The organism is Segatella copri, from assembly GCF_009494835.1.
GTDB classification, from domain to species: domain Bacteria; phylum Bacteroidota; class Bacteroidia; order Bacteroidales; family Bacteroidaceae; genus Prevotella; species Prevotella copri_F.
Genome location: NZ_VZBE01000049.1, coordinates 13,886 through 29,280 on the forward strand (window position 1 = coordinate 13,886; position 15,395 = coordinate 29,280).

The 15,395-nt window shown below is 48.2% G+C and carries 16 protein-coding genes; 9 read left to right on the forward strand and 7 right to left on the reverse strand.

Annotation, left to right across the window (positions count from 1 at the left end):
- Positions 1–11: 11 nt before the first annotated feature.
- The 4 genes from F7D47_RS06965 to F7D47_RS06980 form a co-directional block, all read right to left on the reverse strand.
- Positions 12–1,265, reverse strand: a complete 1,254-nt coding sequence (locus F7D47_RS06965) for an efflux RND transporter periplasmic adaptor subunit (RefSeq protein ID WP_153086250.1) — start codon at positions 1,263–1,265, stop codon at positions 12–14.
- A gap of 97 nt (positions 1,266–1,362) precedes the next feature.
- Positions 1,363–2,730: a TolC family protein gene (locus F7D47_RS06970; protein WP_153086251.1), complete on the reverse strand. Its 1,368-nt coding sequence runs from the start codon at positions 2,728–2,730 to the stop codon at positions 1,363–1,365.
- A 173-nt stretch (positions 2,731–2,903) separates the two neighbouring features.
- Positions 2,904–3,584, reverse strand: coding sequence for an ABC transporter ATP-binding protein (locus F7D47_RS06975; RefSeq protein ID WP_153086252.1), 681 nt, complete (start codon positions 3,582–3,584; stop codon positions 2,904–2,906).
- 48 nt (positions 3,585–3,632) lie between these two features.
- Positions 3,633–5,975, reverse strand: coding sequence for an ABC transporter permease (locus tag F7D47_RS06980; RefSeq protein WP_194252617.1), 2,343 nt, complete (start codon positions 5,973–5,975; stop codon positions 3,633–3,635).
- 240 nt (positions 5,976–6,215) lie between these two features.
- Here F7D47_RS06980 and F7D47_RS06985 point away from each other — a divergent pair, with 240 nt between their 5' ends.
- Both F7D47_RS06985 and F7D47_RS06990 read left to right on the forward strand, forming a co-directional pair.
- Entirely contained in the window at positions 6,216–6,734 is a 519-nt protein-coding gene (locus tag F7D47_RS06985) for a DNA-binding response regulator (protein ID WP_153082601.1), read from the forward strand.
- A 75-nt stretch (positions 6,735–6,809) separates the two neighbouring features.
- A complete protein-coding gene (locus F7D47_RS06990; protein WP_153082602.1) occupies positions 6,810–7,700 on the forward strand; it encodes a sensor histidine kinase in 891 nt (296 codons plus the stop codon).
- A 312-nt stretch (positions 7,701–8,012) separates the two neighbouring features.
- Here F7D47_RS06990 and F7D47_RS14740 read toward each other — a convergent pair whose 3' ends face one another.
- The 3 genes from F7D47_RS14740 to ribD form a co-directional block, all read right to left on the reverse strand.
- Positions 8,013–8,156, reverse strand: a complete 144-nt coding sequence (locus F7D47_RS14740; RefSeq protein ID WP_228112448.1) for a hypothetical protein — start codon at positions 8,154–8,156, stop codon at positions 8,013–8,015.
- 235 nt (positions 8,157–8,391) lie between these two features.
- The gene (locus F7D47_RS14745) at positions 8,392–8,550 is read right to left on the reverse strand and encodes a hypothetical protein (RefSeq protein ID WP_022121547.1); all 159 of its coding nucleotides are present in this window, start codon (positions 8,548–8,550) and stop codon (positions 8,392–8,394) included.
- Between the two features lie 116 nt (positions 8,551–8,666).
- Entirely contained in the window at positions 8,667–9,704 is a 1,038-nt protein-coding gene (gene ribD / locus F7D47_RS06995) for a bifunctional diaminohydroxyphosphoribosylaminopyrimidine deaminase/5-amino-6-(5-phosphoribosylamino)uracil reductase RibD (RefSeq protein ID WP_182000920.1), read from the reverse strand.
- Positions 9,705–9,787: 83 nt separating this feature from the next.
- Here ribD and prmC point away from each other — a divergent pair, with 83 nt between their 5' ends.
- From prmC to F7D47_RS07030, 7 genes are all read left to right on the forward strand, one after another.
- Positions 9,788–10,666, forward strand: a complete 879-nt coding sequence (prmC, locus tag F7D47_RS07000) for a peptide chain release factor N(5)-glutamine methyltransferase (RefSeq protein WP_228112449.1) — start codon at positions 9,788–9,790, stop codon at positions 10,664–10,666.
- Between the two features lie 40 nt (positions 10,667–10,706).
- Positions 10,707–11,234, forward strand: coding sequence for a regulatory protein RecX (locus F7D47_RS07005; protein ID WP_194252618.1), 528 nt, complete (start codon positions 10,707–10,709; stop codon positions 11,232–11,234).
- A gap of 139 nt (positions 11,235–11,373) precedes the next feature.
- Entirely contained in the window at positions 11,374–12,015 is a 642-nt protein-coding gene (locus F7D47_RS07010; RefSeq protein ID WP_228112450.1) for a ComF family protein, read from the forward strand.
- Positions 12,016–12,126: 111 nt separating this feature from the next.
- On the forward strand, positions 12,127–12,759 hold the full coding sequence (pyrE, locus tag F7D47_RS07015; RefSeq protein WP_006848066.1) for an orotate phosphoribosyltransferase: 633 nt from the start codon (positions 12,127–12,129) through the stop codon (positions 12,757–12,759).
- Positions 12,760–12,778: 19 nt separating this feature from the next.
- Positions 12,779–13,240: an SRPBCC family protein gene (locus F7D47_RS07020; protein ID WP_117587246.1), complete on the forward strand. Its 462-nt coding sequence runs from the start codon at positions 12,779–12,781 to the stop codon at positions 13,238–13,240.
- A gap of 14 nt (positions 13,241–13,254) precedes the next feature.
- Complete coding sequence (gene argH, locus F7D47_RS07025; RefSeq protein ID WP_153086255.1) at positions 13,255–14,592, forward strand: argininosuccinate lyase; 1,338 nt, start codon at positions 13,255–13,257, stop codon at positions 14,590–14,592.
- 18 nt (positions 14,593–14,610) lie between these two features.
- Positions 14,611–15,237, forward strand: a complete 627-nt coding sequence (locus tag F7D47_RS07030; RefSeq protein ID WP_153086256.1) for a hypothetical protein — start codon at positions 14,611–14,613, stop codon at positions 15,235–15,237.
- Positions 15,238–15,395: the final 158 nt, after the last annotated feature.

The following is a 15,395-nucleotide window of genomic DNA, read 5'->3' on the forward strand; positions in this document are numbered from 1 at the left end:
ACTAATCACTACTAATTAAAAACTAATACATCATTATCCTTATAGGCCTCATAGCCGCTAACGATAACCTGCTCGCCCGGCTCCAAGCCCTCAATCACCTCATAATACTGAGGATTCTGGCGACCGATGGTTATCTTTCGGCGATAAGCCTTCTTGCCACTCTTGTCTAATACAAAGATCCATTGACCGCCCGTTACACTATAAAACGTGCCTTTAGGGATAATTATTGCCTGTTTCGACTGTCCGAGCTGCAAATCTACATAATAAGTCTGACCGGTTCGGATATTGCCAGGGCGAACGCCTTTGAAGACGAAGTCGATGCGGAACCTGCCATCTCTTACCTCGGGATAAACCTTGCGAACCTGCAGGAGATAATGTTTACCATTCTGGTCGAAAGTGGCAGTAAGTCCCGGTTTTACCCGGTCGATGTAATGCTCATCTACCTGCGCCTGCACCTTGAAATCGCTGAGGTCGTTGATGACGCCTATCTTCTGTCCGGCAGAAATGCTCTGTCCCAACTCCACATCGAGCAAACCGATTTCGCCCGAAATGGTGCTGCGGATGTTCAGCTTCTCCTTGCGCTGGCGAACCAGCTGCACATTCTTCTGCATGGCTTCCAGATTATCGCCCATCTGATCCATCTGCGAACGGCGCAGCTGTGCATCCTTCTTCAATCGCTTACTGATGAGCGCATGCTTCTTGACGGCAAGGTTGTAATCTTCCTTAGCCTTCAGATACTCCTCGCGCGAATTGAGTTCTTCCTTGTGCAGCGCCTCCTGATGCTGATAGGAACGGCGCTTGGTAATGACATCCTGCGAAAGCGAAAGTTCCTCGTTGCTGTTGTTCAGACGGTCCTGCTCCATTGAAATCTGGGTATTGCGAAGCATGTCCTGCTTTTCGGCAAGTTCGCTTTCAGCATTCAGAATCTCCAGGTCGAGATTCGAATTGCTCAGTTTCACGATTACATCGCCCTTGTTTACGTGGGCGCCTTCATCCACCACTTTCTCCAGAACAATACCGCCTTCCTCGGAACTGATCTGCACCACGGAGATAGGAACCACCTGTCCATCCACCGAAACATAATCGTTGAACTGCGCCTTCTCCACGGTTCCGATGCTCAATCCCTTCCTGTCCACCTTCAGGGTGGAAGAGAAATTGCTCAATCCCAACCAAATGAGGACTGCGATCAAAACCGCTCCTCCGCCAATCCATGCCCAATACTTGCGAGGCACGAGATATTTTTTCTTTTCTATTTTTATATCCATAATTTTATGTATTCAAGTTTGCAAGAGCACTCCACACGCCCTGGGCTAGGAGCTTTTGGGCCTTCAGCCCGTACCTGAAACACTTGCGAAAGTTCTGTTATTTAATTAAATTTTCTCCCTGATAATAGGCAACCAATCTCTGTTTGATGATAAGCAGCATCTGCATCTGGAGTTCCTTGATTCTGCTTTCCAGAAGCGTCTGGGCTGCGGTATGAAGATCGAAGGTAGAAAGCATTCCTTCCTCAAACTTGCGGCTCGACATGTGATAGGCGAGCGAATCGGAGGCCACCTTCTTCTGCATCTGATGCAACTCCTTGGCGTAACCCTCTGCATCCATTACCGCCTGGGCTATCTGGTCGTGAAGCTTGCGACGGGTTTCCTCCAGGTTCACCTGCGCCAGTTGCCAGTCGTTGCGTGCCTTCTTCACGCTGTGCCAGCGGTCGCTATTATAAATAGGTATGGAAAGGGTCAACGCGAGGTATTCGCCCTGGTTGTTGTGAAACTGCGAGGCAAACCCATCGTATTGCCCTTTCTGAGAGAGATTCTTATAATAGTTGGTAGAAATGCCGCCACCGAGAGAGAGTGATGGTAGCAATCTGCCTTTTGCTATTTTATAATCATACCGTGCCCGCTCCACTTCGTATTCTGCCGACTTCAAATCGGGAGAAATATGCTGGAAGCCCTGGTAAACGGTTTCGTAGTTTACTCCAAATCCAGGAACCTCCTCATTTTCAGTCCTTAACTTCAGATTTCGTCCCTCATCAATCTGATTTTTCTGTCCCTCTTTAATCTGGATTTTCAGCTCTTCATCCACCGGAAAATTCATCGTGGATTTCAAGGCGAGCAGACTCTGTTTTGCCACATTCTCCTGATGCGTAAGATTGTATTCATCTTCTGCCACCTGCGATTCCATCTGCACCACATCCGGGCGCCCCTTCTCGCCCAGTTCATACAGGCGCTTCATCTTAGCCAGCATCCGCTTACTTTCGTTCAGTTTCTCGCTTGCTATCCGAATGCTTGCCTCAGCATAGGCTGCATCCACATATTTCTGCATCACGTCGATGGCTCGGTCGTCCTGAATCTTCTGCATCGCCGTGGCTGAATAATCCCGACTCAACTTAGCCTGCTTCAAGGCGTTGATGGTGGCGAAACCATCGAAGACATTCAGTTCGGCATAAAGCTGATAGTAGTTGTTGAATGTCGTTACATTATTATAAGTATTGGTTTCCGGGTCGATGTTTCGTCCCCAGGCGTACTGTCCCTGCACGCCGCCCGTAATGGTAGGCAGGAATCCAGCCACAGCATGCTGGTAATCCTGCTTGCGCTGGCGGGCGTTAACCACCTCCCGCTTCACCTCCGTGGCGTGCTCCACGGCGTATTTCATGCAGTCGTCAAGGCTCCAGCTCTGTGCCGAGGCGCCAGCCGCCCAGACCAACCATCCTATCAATATTCCTATTCTTTTCATAATCTTCTTCATTTTGGCATGATAAAGACAAGAGCCGTGCCAAAACATCACTTCTCCTGATAATCAAGCCATTAGACAAAAACCCTCATTAAACAGACTGTCCAACAATTAGACACAGCCGTCTAATTATTGGACAGAAACGCAGCTCAAAGCTAATCATTCGAAACCAAAGATTAAAGCTGATCATTTACCGCATCCACCACTTGTCCATCAAACAGATTGATGATACGACTGGCGTAGGTAGCATCGTGCTTGGAGTGCGTCACCATCACGATGGTGGTTCCCTCCTCGTTCAGTTCGCTGAGCAACTGCATCACCTCCATACCATTCTTGGAATCGAGGTTACCCGTAGGCTCATCGGCAAGGATGATGCTAGGCTTGCCCACAACGGCACGGGCGATGGCAACCCTCTGCTGCTGACCACCCGAAAGCTGGTGAGGATAATGCTTGGCACGATGGCTCAGCTTCACCTTTCTCAATATTTCGAGCACACGCTCCTTGCGCTCCGCCTTCCCTACTCCGAGGTATTTCAGTTGCAAATCCACATTCTCCTCAACGGTAAGTTCGTCGATAAGATTGAAGTTCTGAAACACGAAGCCGATGCGACCCTTGCGATAAACGGTACGCTCACGCTCCTTCAGATGGCCCACTTCCTCATTATTCAACCAATACTTGCCCTCCGTAGGACTATCCAGCAAGCCCAGGATGTTCAGCAAGGTTGACTTGCCGCATCCCGAAGGACCCATGATGGCGATAAACTCACCATCTTCTACTTCTATATTAACGCCGTTCAGGGCGATGGTTTCCACCTCTTCCGTGCGGAATATTCTAGTTAAATTCTCTGTTCGTATCATCGTAAAAAACTTTTTATCGTAAGAAATCTTTTTAAAGTTTATGACTCATTATTCAGCCTTGATGCTGTCTATCGGATTCGACATCGCCGTACGCAGGGTGCAGCCGATAACCGAAACAAAGGCAATCAATAAGGTGAAGACGGCGCCAGCCAGCAACACCCACCAAGGGAAGGAGATGCGATGGACGAAATCCATGAGATAAGTCTGCATCAGCTTCACGCAGATTGGGATGGCGATGACCACAGCCACCAGCGAACTGACGAGGAATCTCTTAGCCAGTTGCCAAGCCGCATCCCCAATCGAAGCACCCATCACCTTGCGCAGGGCAATCTGGCGCTTCTGCTGGTTGCCATAATAAACCGACATTCCGAAGAGACCCAGGGCAGAAATCAGGATAGAAATGCTCATGAAGGTGATGATGAGCACCATCATATTGTGCTTGTCTTTGAGGTTATTCTTCAGCATATCATCCAAATACTCCACCTCCATTTCCGTAGGAACACCCATCAATTCCTTAGCCACCTGCTTGCAGGTATTCCGGATTGCCAGCTGCGCCTGAGCATGATCGCCACGGGTTTTCACCAGAACAGACCATCCACCCTGCTGAGGGGTGATGACTCCAATGGCATTATGCTCCGTTTTCTCATTCTCGCTCAGCGCATCTCCACTATGGTAATCGGCAATCACGCCGCACACCTCGTATTCATGTTTACCATCCTTCATTCTCATTCCGAACCAAGGTTTGTGGGCAGAAACGCCATAGGCACGCTTCGCATCTTCCGTAACCCAAATCTTGCCATAAGCTGGTTCGCAATACTGTTCAATCACCTTGAATCCCAGCATCTTCATCGCCGTGGAATCTGCCATGAACATACGGAGCATTCCTATCAGTTTTTCGTTGTCATCATGCACGCCATTTCCCCAGCTTCTGATAGGATTGGCTTTGCCGTAAGTTGCCTCTTCCACCTCAGGAAGCGCTTTCAATCGGTTCTTGAGAATAGACATCTTCTCTGGCGAACCATCCAGGGAAGAATAGATGGAAACAATATCCTTCGTCTGATAACCCAAAGGCAAATCGGCAAGATGCTTCATCTGGAGCATCATCGTTATCGCCATGACTACCAGCGTAATGCTGATGACGTTCTGGGCAACGATAAATATCTTGCTGAACCACATCTTGCTGCGCATGCGGATGGTTCCCTTCACCACATCTATCGGATTGAAACGGGAAACCACGATGGCAGGAAGGATTCCCGCAAAGATGGAAATGATGACGTAAGCCAACGGCAGGAACCACAGAAGGTCGAAGGAATGGAACAGGTCGATTTTCGTATCCAACATAGAATTGAACAACGGGATGAATGCCCAGGAAATCAACAAGCCCAGCAGGAAGCAGACTGCCGTGAAGAGCGCCGACTCCTTGAGATAGCGCAGCATCACGCCCCCTACCGATTCGCCCAGCAGTCTTCGGGTAGCCATCTCCTTCGCACGGTTGCCGATCTGAGCCACCGTAAGATTGATGTAATTGAACAAGGCTGAGAGCAGCAGAACCAGCGCCACTACCAGGAGGATATTCACCAGAGTACGATTGCCATGCTTGAAAATTTCGACATCATCATCCGTAAAATGAATCTGATCCCATCTCACAAACTGGCAGCCCCACATGAAGTTGACTCCATCCGATTCCTTTTTCCAATCTTTCCAATAGTTCATGTATTTGCCAAGCAAAGTCTGTTTTACCTTTTCCGGGTCAGCATTCTTTGCCAGTCGCGCCACCGTGATGTAGGATCCAAACTGATACATCGGCTGAGCCTCAGCTTCTATCAGTTTCATCGACACGAAAATATCGTATGGGGCAAGAAGGTCTTCACGGTCGAAATCCTCCATGATTCCCACCACCTTGAATTGCAGCTTACCGCATTGGATGGTGCGGCCGATAGGATTAGCATTACCGAAGGCTTTCTTGGCAAACGATTCCGAAACCATCGCCTGATGAGTATCCGAAAGGAGATGATCAGGCGCACAACCACGGCATTTGTAACCCATGAACTGAGAGAAGTTAGGGTCGATAGCCAGATATTTCGCCTCATAATACTGTCCATCTATCATGGCTCCCTGCGGAGCATAATATTCACCCAATCTTGTCCAACCCTTGATTTCGGGGATGGAAGGAAAGAATTCCTTGGCAGTACCCCAGGTCATTCCGAGATAATCGCCGGAACCTGCTACATAGAGTTCCTTCGCCAGTTTCTGATTCGTTCCCACACGATACTCTGCAGTAGCGTAGGAAACGAGAATCAGCACAAAAGCCAGTGCCACCGAGAGACCCAAGGCCTCTATGGTGGCATAAAGCTTGTTGCGTGATAAGAATTTCACATAACTTTTCATCATATACTCATTTATTTTTTGTTTCACTAAAATCAAACGATAAAGGAAGAATACCATCTCCCTGTTTTCGTTAGCTGCTGCAAAGTTACGGCTTCTCCCGTTTTCTGCCAAGATTTCCGGCAGCCCGGAAGGTGGATTGTATGAAATTCATACACTCTATTGTATGATTATCACACAACAATCCCGTTTTTGTTTGTCGTTTCGGGAAAAAAGCGTACTTTTGCAAACAAAAAGATAAAAGATATGAAATACGGAACCCTTCTTGTCATCGACGATAATCCGTCGATACTCACGGCGCTGAAGATTTGTCTGGGCAATACGTTCGAACGGATTCTCACCCTGCCTCGCCCCGATACAGCCCCCACGCTGCTGCAACAGGAGCAGGTAGATCTCATCCTGCTCGACATGAACTTCTCACTCGGCGTAAACAGCGGTCAGGACGGCTTGCTCTGGCTCCGCACCTTCCGCCGGCTCCACGCCCACATCCCCGTGGTACTCATCACCGCCTTTGCCGACGTGCAGCTTGCCATCAAGGGATTGAAAAGCGGAGCCGCCGATTTCGTCACCAAGCCCTGGGATAATGACGAACTGATAAGGGTGCTCAAGGACGCCATCGACAACAATACGGAAGTGACAACCTTGGAAAATTTCGAGAACGATTACATCCGGAAGGTCGTGGATAAATGCCACGGCAATATCTCTCGTGCAGCCGAAATGCTCGGAATTACCCGACAAACCCTCTATGCAAAACTGAAGAGATGACTTTTGGAAAGGGAAGTTTAAGAAGTTAAGAGAAGTTAGGGGGAAGTTAAGAGACAAATGTATTAGAGCAATTTTATGATTATTATCAAGATTATATATTTAATAGGTGGAATCTGCTTCATCCTGGGCAGCCTCATCTATCTGTTCTTTCGCCATCAGCGAAGGCTGAAGGCGCGTGCTTTTCTGATGCGTGAGGCTGTAAGAAATGGCGATTACGCCTTCCGCCTCCCCACTTCGGGCTTGCTGCCAGGCGAAAGAGCCTTGCAGCAGGCACTCAACGACATGCAGGGCGATATTGCCCGCCTCGTAGCCAGACACGAAGTGGAATCATGGCAAAAGCTGACCCGTGTGCTTACCCACGAAATCATGAACGCTACGGCTCCCATCTCCAGCATCTGCCAGGCTTATCTCAGCAACCCGCAGATCAAGGGTAGTGAATACGAGGAAGGCATTCAGGCGATTCACGACACCAGCAAGTCGCTTACCCACTTCGTGGATAGCTACCGCAAGCTCACCCAGCTTCAGACTCCCGTCGTAGAACCCCTCCCGCTCGTCTCTTTCCTGGAGAGCATCAAGGCGCTCTATCCCGACCTTAGCTGGCATTTTTCCCTCCCCCAGAATGCCACGCTGGAGGCCGACCACAACATGCTGCGCCAGGTATTCATCAACCTCACCAAGAACGCCATCGAAGCCCATGCCACCGACATCGACGTCCGCATGAGCAGGAACGACCACCCTATCCTGCTGTTCAGCAACAACGGCGAACCGATTCCTGCCGATGTGGCACGGGAAATCTTCATCCCGTTCTTCACCACCAAATCATCCGGCACAGGCATCGGACTATCTCTCTCCCGCCAGATGCTGATGATGCAGAACATCGAACTGGGACTATCCGACAACTGTCTCTCCGGTTACCATGTTACATTCTATCTGGAAAAGCAAGACACCATCAAAACGACAAAATGATCAGAAAAGAGGATTTTCTGTGATTATTTCATCTTTATTACACCTTTTAATTTGCGTTTTAGCCACTTGCTTTCCTTTTTACGAACTCCTTTTTCACCTTCAATACAGAGTTCTCTTCCTTGTCACTCAACTTCGCCACATTTCAGATTGGTGCAGCCCTGATGTCTGTCTTAATGACTTGCATCGTCTGGAAGGTGAAAACAAAGACTGTTTAAGAAATAAACGAAGCTATCATCAAAATACTCTTCACTCTTCACCTTTCGGCCGGAAACCCCTGTGTTTATCGGCATTCCGAGGGGTGAAGAGTTGTTTTTATCTCTTCACCCACTCTTCACCACTCTTCACCTTCAGGAACGGAAACAGAGGCGAAAGACAGATAGAAGGATTGCAAATCCGCCAGAACTGAAGGGTGAAGAGTGGTGAAGAGTAGGTGAAGAGTGCCCGAATACTCTTCACCCCTCAGAATGCCGATAAACACAGGGGATTCGGGGCTTTTGGTGAAGAGTGAAGAGTATTTGGCAGGAAGCCTATACGAAAATAAATTAAAGGGATTTCGATAACTGTTTCACTAAAACAGCCGACTAGCAACACATGCGCTAGTCGGCTGTCTACGTTTTGCCAGTTGGCTATTTATTTTTTGCCAGTTGGCTATTTTCGTTTCTCTCATCGGCTGTTCCCGATTAAAGAGAATCTAATAATCCTCCATATAACCCTTGGTAAACATATCGTAGGACAGGGCTTCCAGTTCTGAGAGCGTCATCTGCTCTACCGAATGCTCTATCTTACGTATCAGTTCGTCTCGCTTGAAATCGTCATCATCGCTCAGACGCGATGTAAATCTGTTACTCATTTTCTTGAATGTTAAGTGTTGAATGTTAAATGTTGAATTGGGCATACGCCACTAAATCTGTGTCATCTATGAATTGAAAATCGCTGGCCGAAGGGAAAAGCAAATCTATGAGAAGATTACATCCGCTCATAGGTGTTGATAACATTTCCATCATACGCCTCGTGGCTGATTAACCGGACGTTATGAGGAAGCATAGGCGCTGGCGTTCCAGAAGTTACGGAGTTTTCCACAGATGTGGACAACAACGTTTCTACCCTGATTTCATCCCAAAGTCCAGCATCGAGGAATGCCTGATGGGTGATGGCGCCTCCCTCTACTATCAGCGACTGCACCTTATTATTATATAAGTACTGCATGATTTGCTGCAACACTTCCGTCTTGCCCCGTGAGAAATCCAGACCTTCGAAACAAGGATGATGGCGGTCGATTACCAGGCGCATCGGGTCCTTGCCGCTCCAATCTCTAACGTTGAGCTGACTGTGGTCGCGCTCATCGGTTACGCGGCCTATGAGGATGGCATCGTTCTCAGCACGCAACTTGTGGGAGAGCATCTTGGTGAAAGGCGAGGAAATAGCCATACCTCTACCCCCGTTGTCAAGAAAGCCATTCGCGGTCTGCGCCCATTTCAGGATGATGTAAGGACGCTGATGGGTGTTGAAGGTGATGAAGCGCTTGTTGAGTTCGAGACATTCCGCCTCCAGAACGCCTACTGTTACTTCGATGCCTGCCTCGCGAATCTTGCGGATACCGCGGCCCTGAACCTTGGCAAAGGGATCTACGCAGCCACAAACGCATCGCTTTACTCCTTTTCTTACTATCAAATCGGCGCAAGGCGGCGTCTTGCCGTAATGAGAGCAGGGTTCGAGACTCACATAGATGGTAGCTTGGCTTAATAGATGCTCATCCTCGGGCTTAACAGATGCAAAGGCGTTGACTTCAGCATGCCCTTCTCCGCATCTTACATGATAGCCTTCGCCGATGATTCTGCCATCCCCACTCACGATAACGGCTCCCACCATCGGATTGGGTTTGGCATTCTCTCTTCCGTTTTTCGCCAGCTGCAGACAGCGGCGCATAAACATTTCGTCTATTTCCTTTTGCGACAACGGTTCGCCCGTCTTCACATTCTGAAAAGAAACATTATTTTGTTCCATATCTAAAACTTTTCTTCGTTTTTTACTTACTTTTCGATAAAATGTCGTACCTTTGCTCTCAAATCATAATATACGATTTAGAGATGAAAACGTATCAACAACTTTGGCAATCCATTACCCCTCTATATGAGGCGGGCGAAGCACAGGCTATCGTCCGCACCGTGCTCGATGTGAAGTACGGAATGACGCTGACCGACATAATCTGCGGCAAAGTTAATGAATTATCAGCAGATGAAGAAAGAAAACTGGAAAAAATTATCAGAAGATTGCAAAAAGGCGAACCTGTACAGTATGTTCTGGGCGAAGCTGACTTTGCAGGAAGAACCTTCCATGTAGAGCCGGGCGTGCTGATTCCGAGACCCGAAACGGCGGAACTCTGCGAGTGGATAGAAAAAGATGCGACTGAAAACAAAGGGATTACGAAAGGAGAGAAGAAAGAAGACACCATCCGCATCCTGGACATCTGTACAGGTTCGGGCTGCATCGCCATTACGCTGGGACTGGACATCGGCGGCTCGGAGGTTACGGGTTGGGATATTTCGGAAGATGCCTTGAAGATAGCACAGGGAAATGTTGCGCTACTGGATGCCGGTAACGTAAAAATAGAATATCAGGATGCCCTGAAGTTGGCGGAAACATCGGATGCCGGAAGATGGAACATCATCGTGAGCAATCCCCCGTATATCTGCGAAAAGGAGAAAGCGGATATGGAGAAGAATGTGTTGGAACACGAACCCGGAATCGCCCTCTTCGTGCCCGATGAAGAGCCTCTGAAGTTCTACAGAGCCATCGCCGAATATGCCTTTTCTGCCCTCAAATCCGGAGGTGCATTATACTTCGAAATCAATCCTATCTACGAAAAAGAAACAAGGGAAATGCTGGAAGGATTGGGTTTTAAAGCTATTGATACAAAGGAAGATGCCTTCGGAAAGCAGAGAATGATGCGAGCCGGCAAATCATAAAGTTCAATGTTCAAATCTCAAAGTTCAAAGTAAAATCATCATGTTCAAATCTCAAAGTTCAAAGTATAAAAAGCCGATGACCGAGCAGCAGGCGCTCCTGAAGCTCACCACCCTCTGCACCCAAGCCGAACATTGCTCGCAAGAGATGATCGACAAGATGAAGAAGTGGGAACTGCCCGAAGATGCCATCGCCAGAAACATGGAATTCCTGACCGAGAAGAAATTCATCGACGACGAACGTTTCGCACGTTTCTTTATCAACGACAAGATAAAATACAACAAGTGGGGACGCCGGAAGGTGGAACAGGCGCTGTGGATGAAACATATTCCGAAGGACATCTCCGACCCTATCTTCGAAGAGATTGAAGACGACCTGTATATGGAAACCCTCCTGCCCCTGATGAAAAACAAATATAAAACCATCAAGGCAAAGAACGACTATGAACGCTCGATGAAACTCATCCGCTTTGCCCTGGGAAGAGGATACAGCATGGAGGTTATCCACAAATGCATCGACCGGATGAAGGAAGAAAATCTGGGAGACATCGATTTCGAAGAGGAATTCTAAAGCAAAGCATCAAGTTCAATATCCAAACCTCAAAATTAAGAGTAAAGCCATGCGTACCAGCCTGTTAAGAGACATATTAGATTTATTCTTCCCCCGAACCTGCGCCATCTGCGGAAATGTGCTCGCTGGCGGGGAGGAGATGATATGCATAAAATGTCTGTTCCGCATGCCGGGAACCAATACCTGGAAACAGCCCTACGACAACGAGATGGCAAAACTCTTCTGGCATCTGATTCCCATCGAACGCTGCTGCGCTCTCTTCCATCACATCAGCCATGCCACATCGGCTAGAGCCGTCTACCAGCTGAAATACATGCATCATCCTGAAATGGGAATCTATCTGGGCAGAATGCTGGCAAAGAAGGGGTTAGGCATTCAGTTCTTCGACGGAATAGACGCCATCATCCCCATCCCGCTCACCCGAAAACGAGAAAAAGAACGCGGCTATAACCAGAGCCTTCTCATCGCCAAAGGCATCCAGCAACTCACCCATCTGACCATCATCAAGGATGCCGTAAGAAGGAAAAAGTTTAGCGAAAGCCAAACCCACAAGAACCGGCAGGAAAGACTGGAAAACGTGAGCCAGGTTTTTGAAGCCGCAGCAACCTATCATGACGGGCAGGGCGAGCACCCCATCACGCAACTTGAGGGCAAACATATCCTCATCATCGACGACGTATGCACCACCGGAGCCACCATCATCTCCTGTGCGGAAACCCTGATAAAAGCAGCCGGAAAGATGAAGATAAGCGTGCTGACTGTAGGTTTCGCACACGACTAAAGGCCCTTTTTGCCGAGAGTTAAAACATTTTAACCCTAAATATAGCCGCCGTGTGCAAAAATCATTGTACCTTTGCAAAATAATTAATAATAATTTAATCCTTTAAAGATTATGGACAAACTGAAGAAAGAATTCGCATCTAAGTTATTGAAAGTAAAGGCTATCAAGTTGCAGCCTAATGATCCATTCACATGGGCTTCTGGCTGGAAGTCACCATTCTATTGCGATAACCGCAAGACTCTCTCATTCCCAGAACTCCGCAATTATGTAAAGCTTGAGCTCGTTCACGCTATCCTGGAGCAGTTCCCAGAGGCTGATGCTGTAGCCGGAGTAGCTACTGGTGCCATCGCGCAGGGTGCTTTGGTTGCTGACGAACTGAACATGCCTTTCGTATACGTTCGTTCTAAACCAAAGGATCACGGTATGCAGAACCTCATCGAAGGTCAGCTCGACCCTAAGGCTAAGGTTGTGGTAGTAGAAGACTTGATTTCTACCGGCGGCAGCTCTCTCAAGGCAGTAGAAGCTCTCCGCAAGAACGGCAACGAGATTGTGGGCATGGTAGCTAGCTACACCTATGGTTTCCCTATCGCCGAGAAGGCTTTTGCTGATGCTAACGTAAAGCTGGTTACTTTGACCGACTATGAGCACGTAGTAGCAGAGGCTCTGGAGACTGGCTATATCAAGCAGGAAGACGTAGAGCTGCTCCACGAGTGGCGCAAGGATCCAGCTAACTGGAAGAAGTAATCAAGCTGACCCATCAATAATGAGTACAAGTACATTCGAAAGTAATATCAAACAGATTCCTCACAAGCAGGAATCTGTTTACCGTACATTGAGCGATCTGAACAACCTGCAGATGCTCAAAGACCGTTTCGAGCAGGTGAAAGACCAGATTCCTGAGGACAAGAGAAAGGAAATGGAAAAGCTGAAGGACCTCAAGTTTGATAGCGACAGCATCTCTATCACAGCACCTATGGTGGGCGAAATCAAGATGCGCATCATCGACCGCGAGGAGCCTAAGACCATCAAGTTTGAAACAGAAAACAGCCCTGTTCCTTTCAACTTCTGGATTCAGCTGCTCCCTACAGGCGAGTTCTCATGCAAAATGAAACTCACCATCAAGGCAGAACTTAACATGTTTATCAAGGGTATGGTGAAGAAGCCATTGCAGGAAGGCATCGAAAAAATTGCTGATGCACTTGCGATGATTCCTTACCAGGATTAATAAATAAAGAAATTATGGCACATAAACTTTGGGAAAAGAACTTCGAAGTAAACAAGGAAATTGAAAGATTCACCGTAGGAAGAGACCGCGAACTCGACCTCTATCTCGCCAAGTATGACGTGCTGGGCAGTATGGCACACATCACCATGATCGAAAGCATCGGACTCCTGGAGAAAGATGAACTCACCCAGCTCCTTGCCGAACTGAAAAACATCTACGCCATCGCCGACAAGGGCGAATTCGTAATAGAAGACGGCGTGGAAGACGTTCATTCCCAGGTAGAACTGATGCTCACCCAGAAACTGGGCGACATGGGCAAGAAGATTCATTCGGGTAGATCACGCAACGACCAGGTTCTCGTAGACCTCAAACTCTTCACCCGTCATGAGTTGAAGGAGATTGTGGACGCCGTGAAGATTCTCTTCGACGAGCTGATTCAGAAGAGCAACCAGTATAAGGACGTGCTGATGCCGGGCTACACCCATCTGCAGGTGGCTATGCCTTCATCATTCGGTCTCTGGTTTGGCGCTTATGCTGAAGGACTTGCCGATGACATGCTCTTCCTTCAGGCAGCTTACCGCATGACCAACCGCAACCCATTGGGTAGCGCTGCCGGCTATGGAAGTTCATTCCCATTGAACCGCACCATGACCACCGAACTTCTCGGTTTCGACAGCATGGACTATAATGTGGTTTATGCACAAATGGGCAGAGGAAAGATGGAGCGCAACGTGGCTTTCGCCATGGCTACCGTGGCAGGAACTTTGGCAAAGATGGCTTTCGACGCCTGTATGTTCAACTGTCAGAACTTCGGTTTCGTGAAATTGCCTAAGGAGTGTACTACCGGTTCGAGCATCATGCCACACAAGAAGAATCCAGACGTATTCGAGTTGATTCGCGCCAAGAGCAACAAGCTCCAGAGCCTTCCACAGCAGGTAATGCTCATCATGAACAACCTGCCAGTAGGCTATTTCCGCGATCTCCAGATTATCAAGGAAGTGTTCCTCCCTGCCTTCGACGAGTTGAAGGACTGTCTGCAGATGGCTGCCTACATCATCAACAAGATGGAGGTGAACGAGCATATTCTTGACGATCCTCGCTACGACCCTATGTTCTCAGTAGAAGAAGTGAACCAGCTTGCAGCCAACGGAATGCCATTCCGCGATGCTTACAAGAAGGTAGGACTGGAAATCGAGGCTGGCGAATTCAAGCCAAACAAGGATATTCATCATACTCACGAAGGCAGCATCGGCAATCTCTGCAACGACAAGATTCAGGCGCTGATGGAGCAGACCCTCTCTGAGTTCCACTTCGAGCGCATGGAGAATGCCGAGAAGAATCTTCTGAAATAAAGACAGAAAGGTTTCTGCATGAAGAATAGCATATATAATAAGGTATATATATATAATAAGGTGAAGAGCATGGCTGGAATAGCTATGCTCTTACTTTGTTCGTGCGATGCAGAAAACAGCATCAGCACCAAATATCCCTGCCAGTTCTATTTCAAGTCGCAATACCATCCTGGCACAAGTCTGGAAACAGCCCTCAACGGAACGGGCGTCTACACGATGGTTAGCGCCAAAAAGGTGAATGGAGCCTGGAATATCTATTCTACATTAAACGATGGAAAAAACAAGACGGAAACCATCATCCTCTCTACAGCCAAAGAGAATTATGCCAACTATACTTATCTGGGAGCGGGCAACGACCCTAAAGATGCCAAAAAGAACGGCTTCATCATGGGATTATCAAACTTCAGCGGACCTGTAGCCTGGGACCGCCAATGTCCAAACTGCCTGGAACAATATGGTGGAACCAACTATCCGCTGGAATGGACCGGCAACCGCCAATCGGTAATTTGCGACAAATGTAAACGCATCTACAGCCTGGAAAACGGAACCATCACAAGCGGCAGAAAGAGCAAAAGCGACAAGCCGCTGATGCAATATCGGATAACCTACGGCGGCAAAGGAACCGATATATACGTGGGAAACTAAGCAGAAACGGAGGGCAAACGAAAAAAATGGCGCTTTCTTGTCTTAAAAAATGTAAATCGTTTGGAGATTTAAAGAAATAGCATTACCTTTGCACCCACATAACGCGGAAATAGCTCAGTTGGTAGAGCACAACCTTGCCAAGGTTGGGGTCGCGGGTC

Bases quoted from the DNA above. Each gene is read 5' to 3' on its own strand.
- F7D47_RS14745 (WP_022121547.1), bottom strand. From the start codon at position 8,550: ATGAGTAACAGATTTACATCGCGTCTGAGCGATGATGACGATTTCAAG.
- ribD (WP_182000920.1), bottom strand. From the start codon at position 9,704: ATGGAACAAAATAATGTTTCTTTTCAGAATGTGAAGACGGGCGAACCG.
- F7D47_RS06965 (WP_153086250.1), bottom strand. From the start codon at position 1,265: ATGGATATAAAAATAGAAAAGAAAAAATATCTCGTGCCTCGCAAGTAT.
- F7D47_RS06980 (WP_194252617.1), bottom strand. From the start codon at position 5,975: ATGATGAAAAGTTATGTGAAATTCTTATCACGCAACAAGCTTTATGCC.
- F7D47_RS07010 (WP_228112450.1), top strand. From the start codon at position 11,374: ATGATATGCATAAAATGTCTGTTCCGCATGCCGGGAACCAATACCTGG.
- prmC (WP_228112449.1), top strand. From the start codon at position 9,788: ATGAAAACGTATCAACAACTTTGGCAATCCATTACCCCTCTATATGAG.
- argH (WP_153086255.1), top strand. From the start codon at position 13,255: ATGGCACATAAACTTTGGGAAAAGAACTTCGAAGTAAACAAGGAAATT.
- F7D47_RS07030 (WP_153086256.1), top strand. From the start codon at position 14,611: ATGAAGAATAGCATATATAATAAGGTATATATATATAATAAGGTGAAG.
- F7D47_RS06975 (WP_153086252.1), bottom strand. From the start codon at position 3,584: ATGATACGAACAGAGAATTTAACTAGAATATTCCGCACGGAAGAGGTG.
- F7D47_RS06970 (WP_153086251.1), bottom strand. From the start codon at position 2,730: ATGAAAAGAATAGGAATATTGATAGGATGGTTGGTCTGGGCGGCTGGC.
- F7D47_RS06990 (WP_153082602.1), top strand. From the start codon at position 6,810: ATGATTATTATCAAGATTATATATTTAATAGGTGGAATCTGCTTCATC.
- F7D47_RS06985 (WP_153082601.1), top strand. From the start codon at position 6,216: ATGAAATACGGAACCCTTCTTGTCATCGACGATAATCCGTCGATACTC.
- F7D47_RS07020 (WP_117587246.1), top strand. From the start codon at position 12,779: ATGAGTACAAGTACATTCGAAAGTAATATCAAACAGATTCCTCACAAG.
- pyrE (WP_006848066.1), top strand. From the start codon at position 12,127: ATGGACAAACTGAAGAAAGAATTCGCATCTAAGTTATTGAAAGTAAAG.
- F7D47_RS07005 (WP_194252618.1), top strand. From the start codon at position 10,707: ATGTTCAAATCTCAAAGTTCAAAGTATAAAAAGCCGATGACCGAGCAG.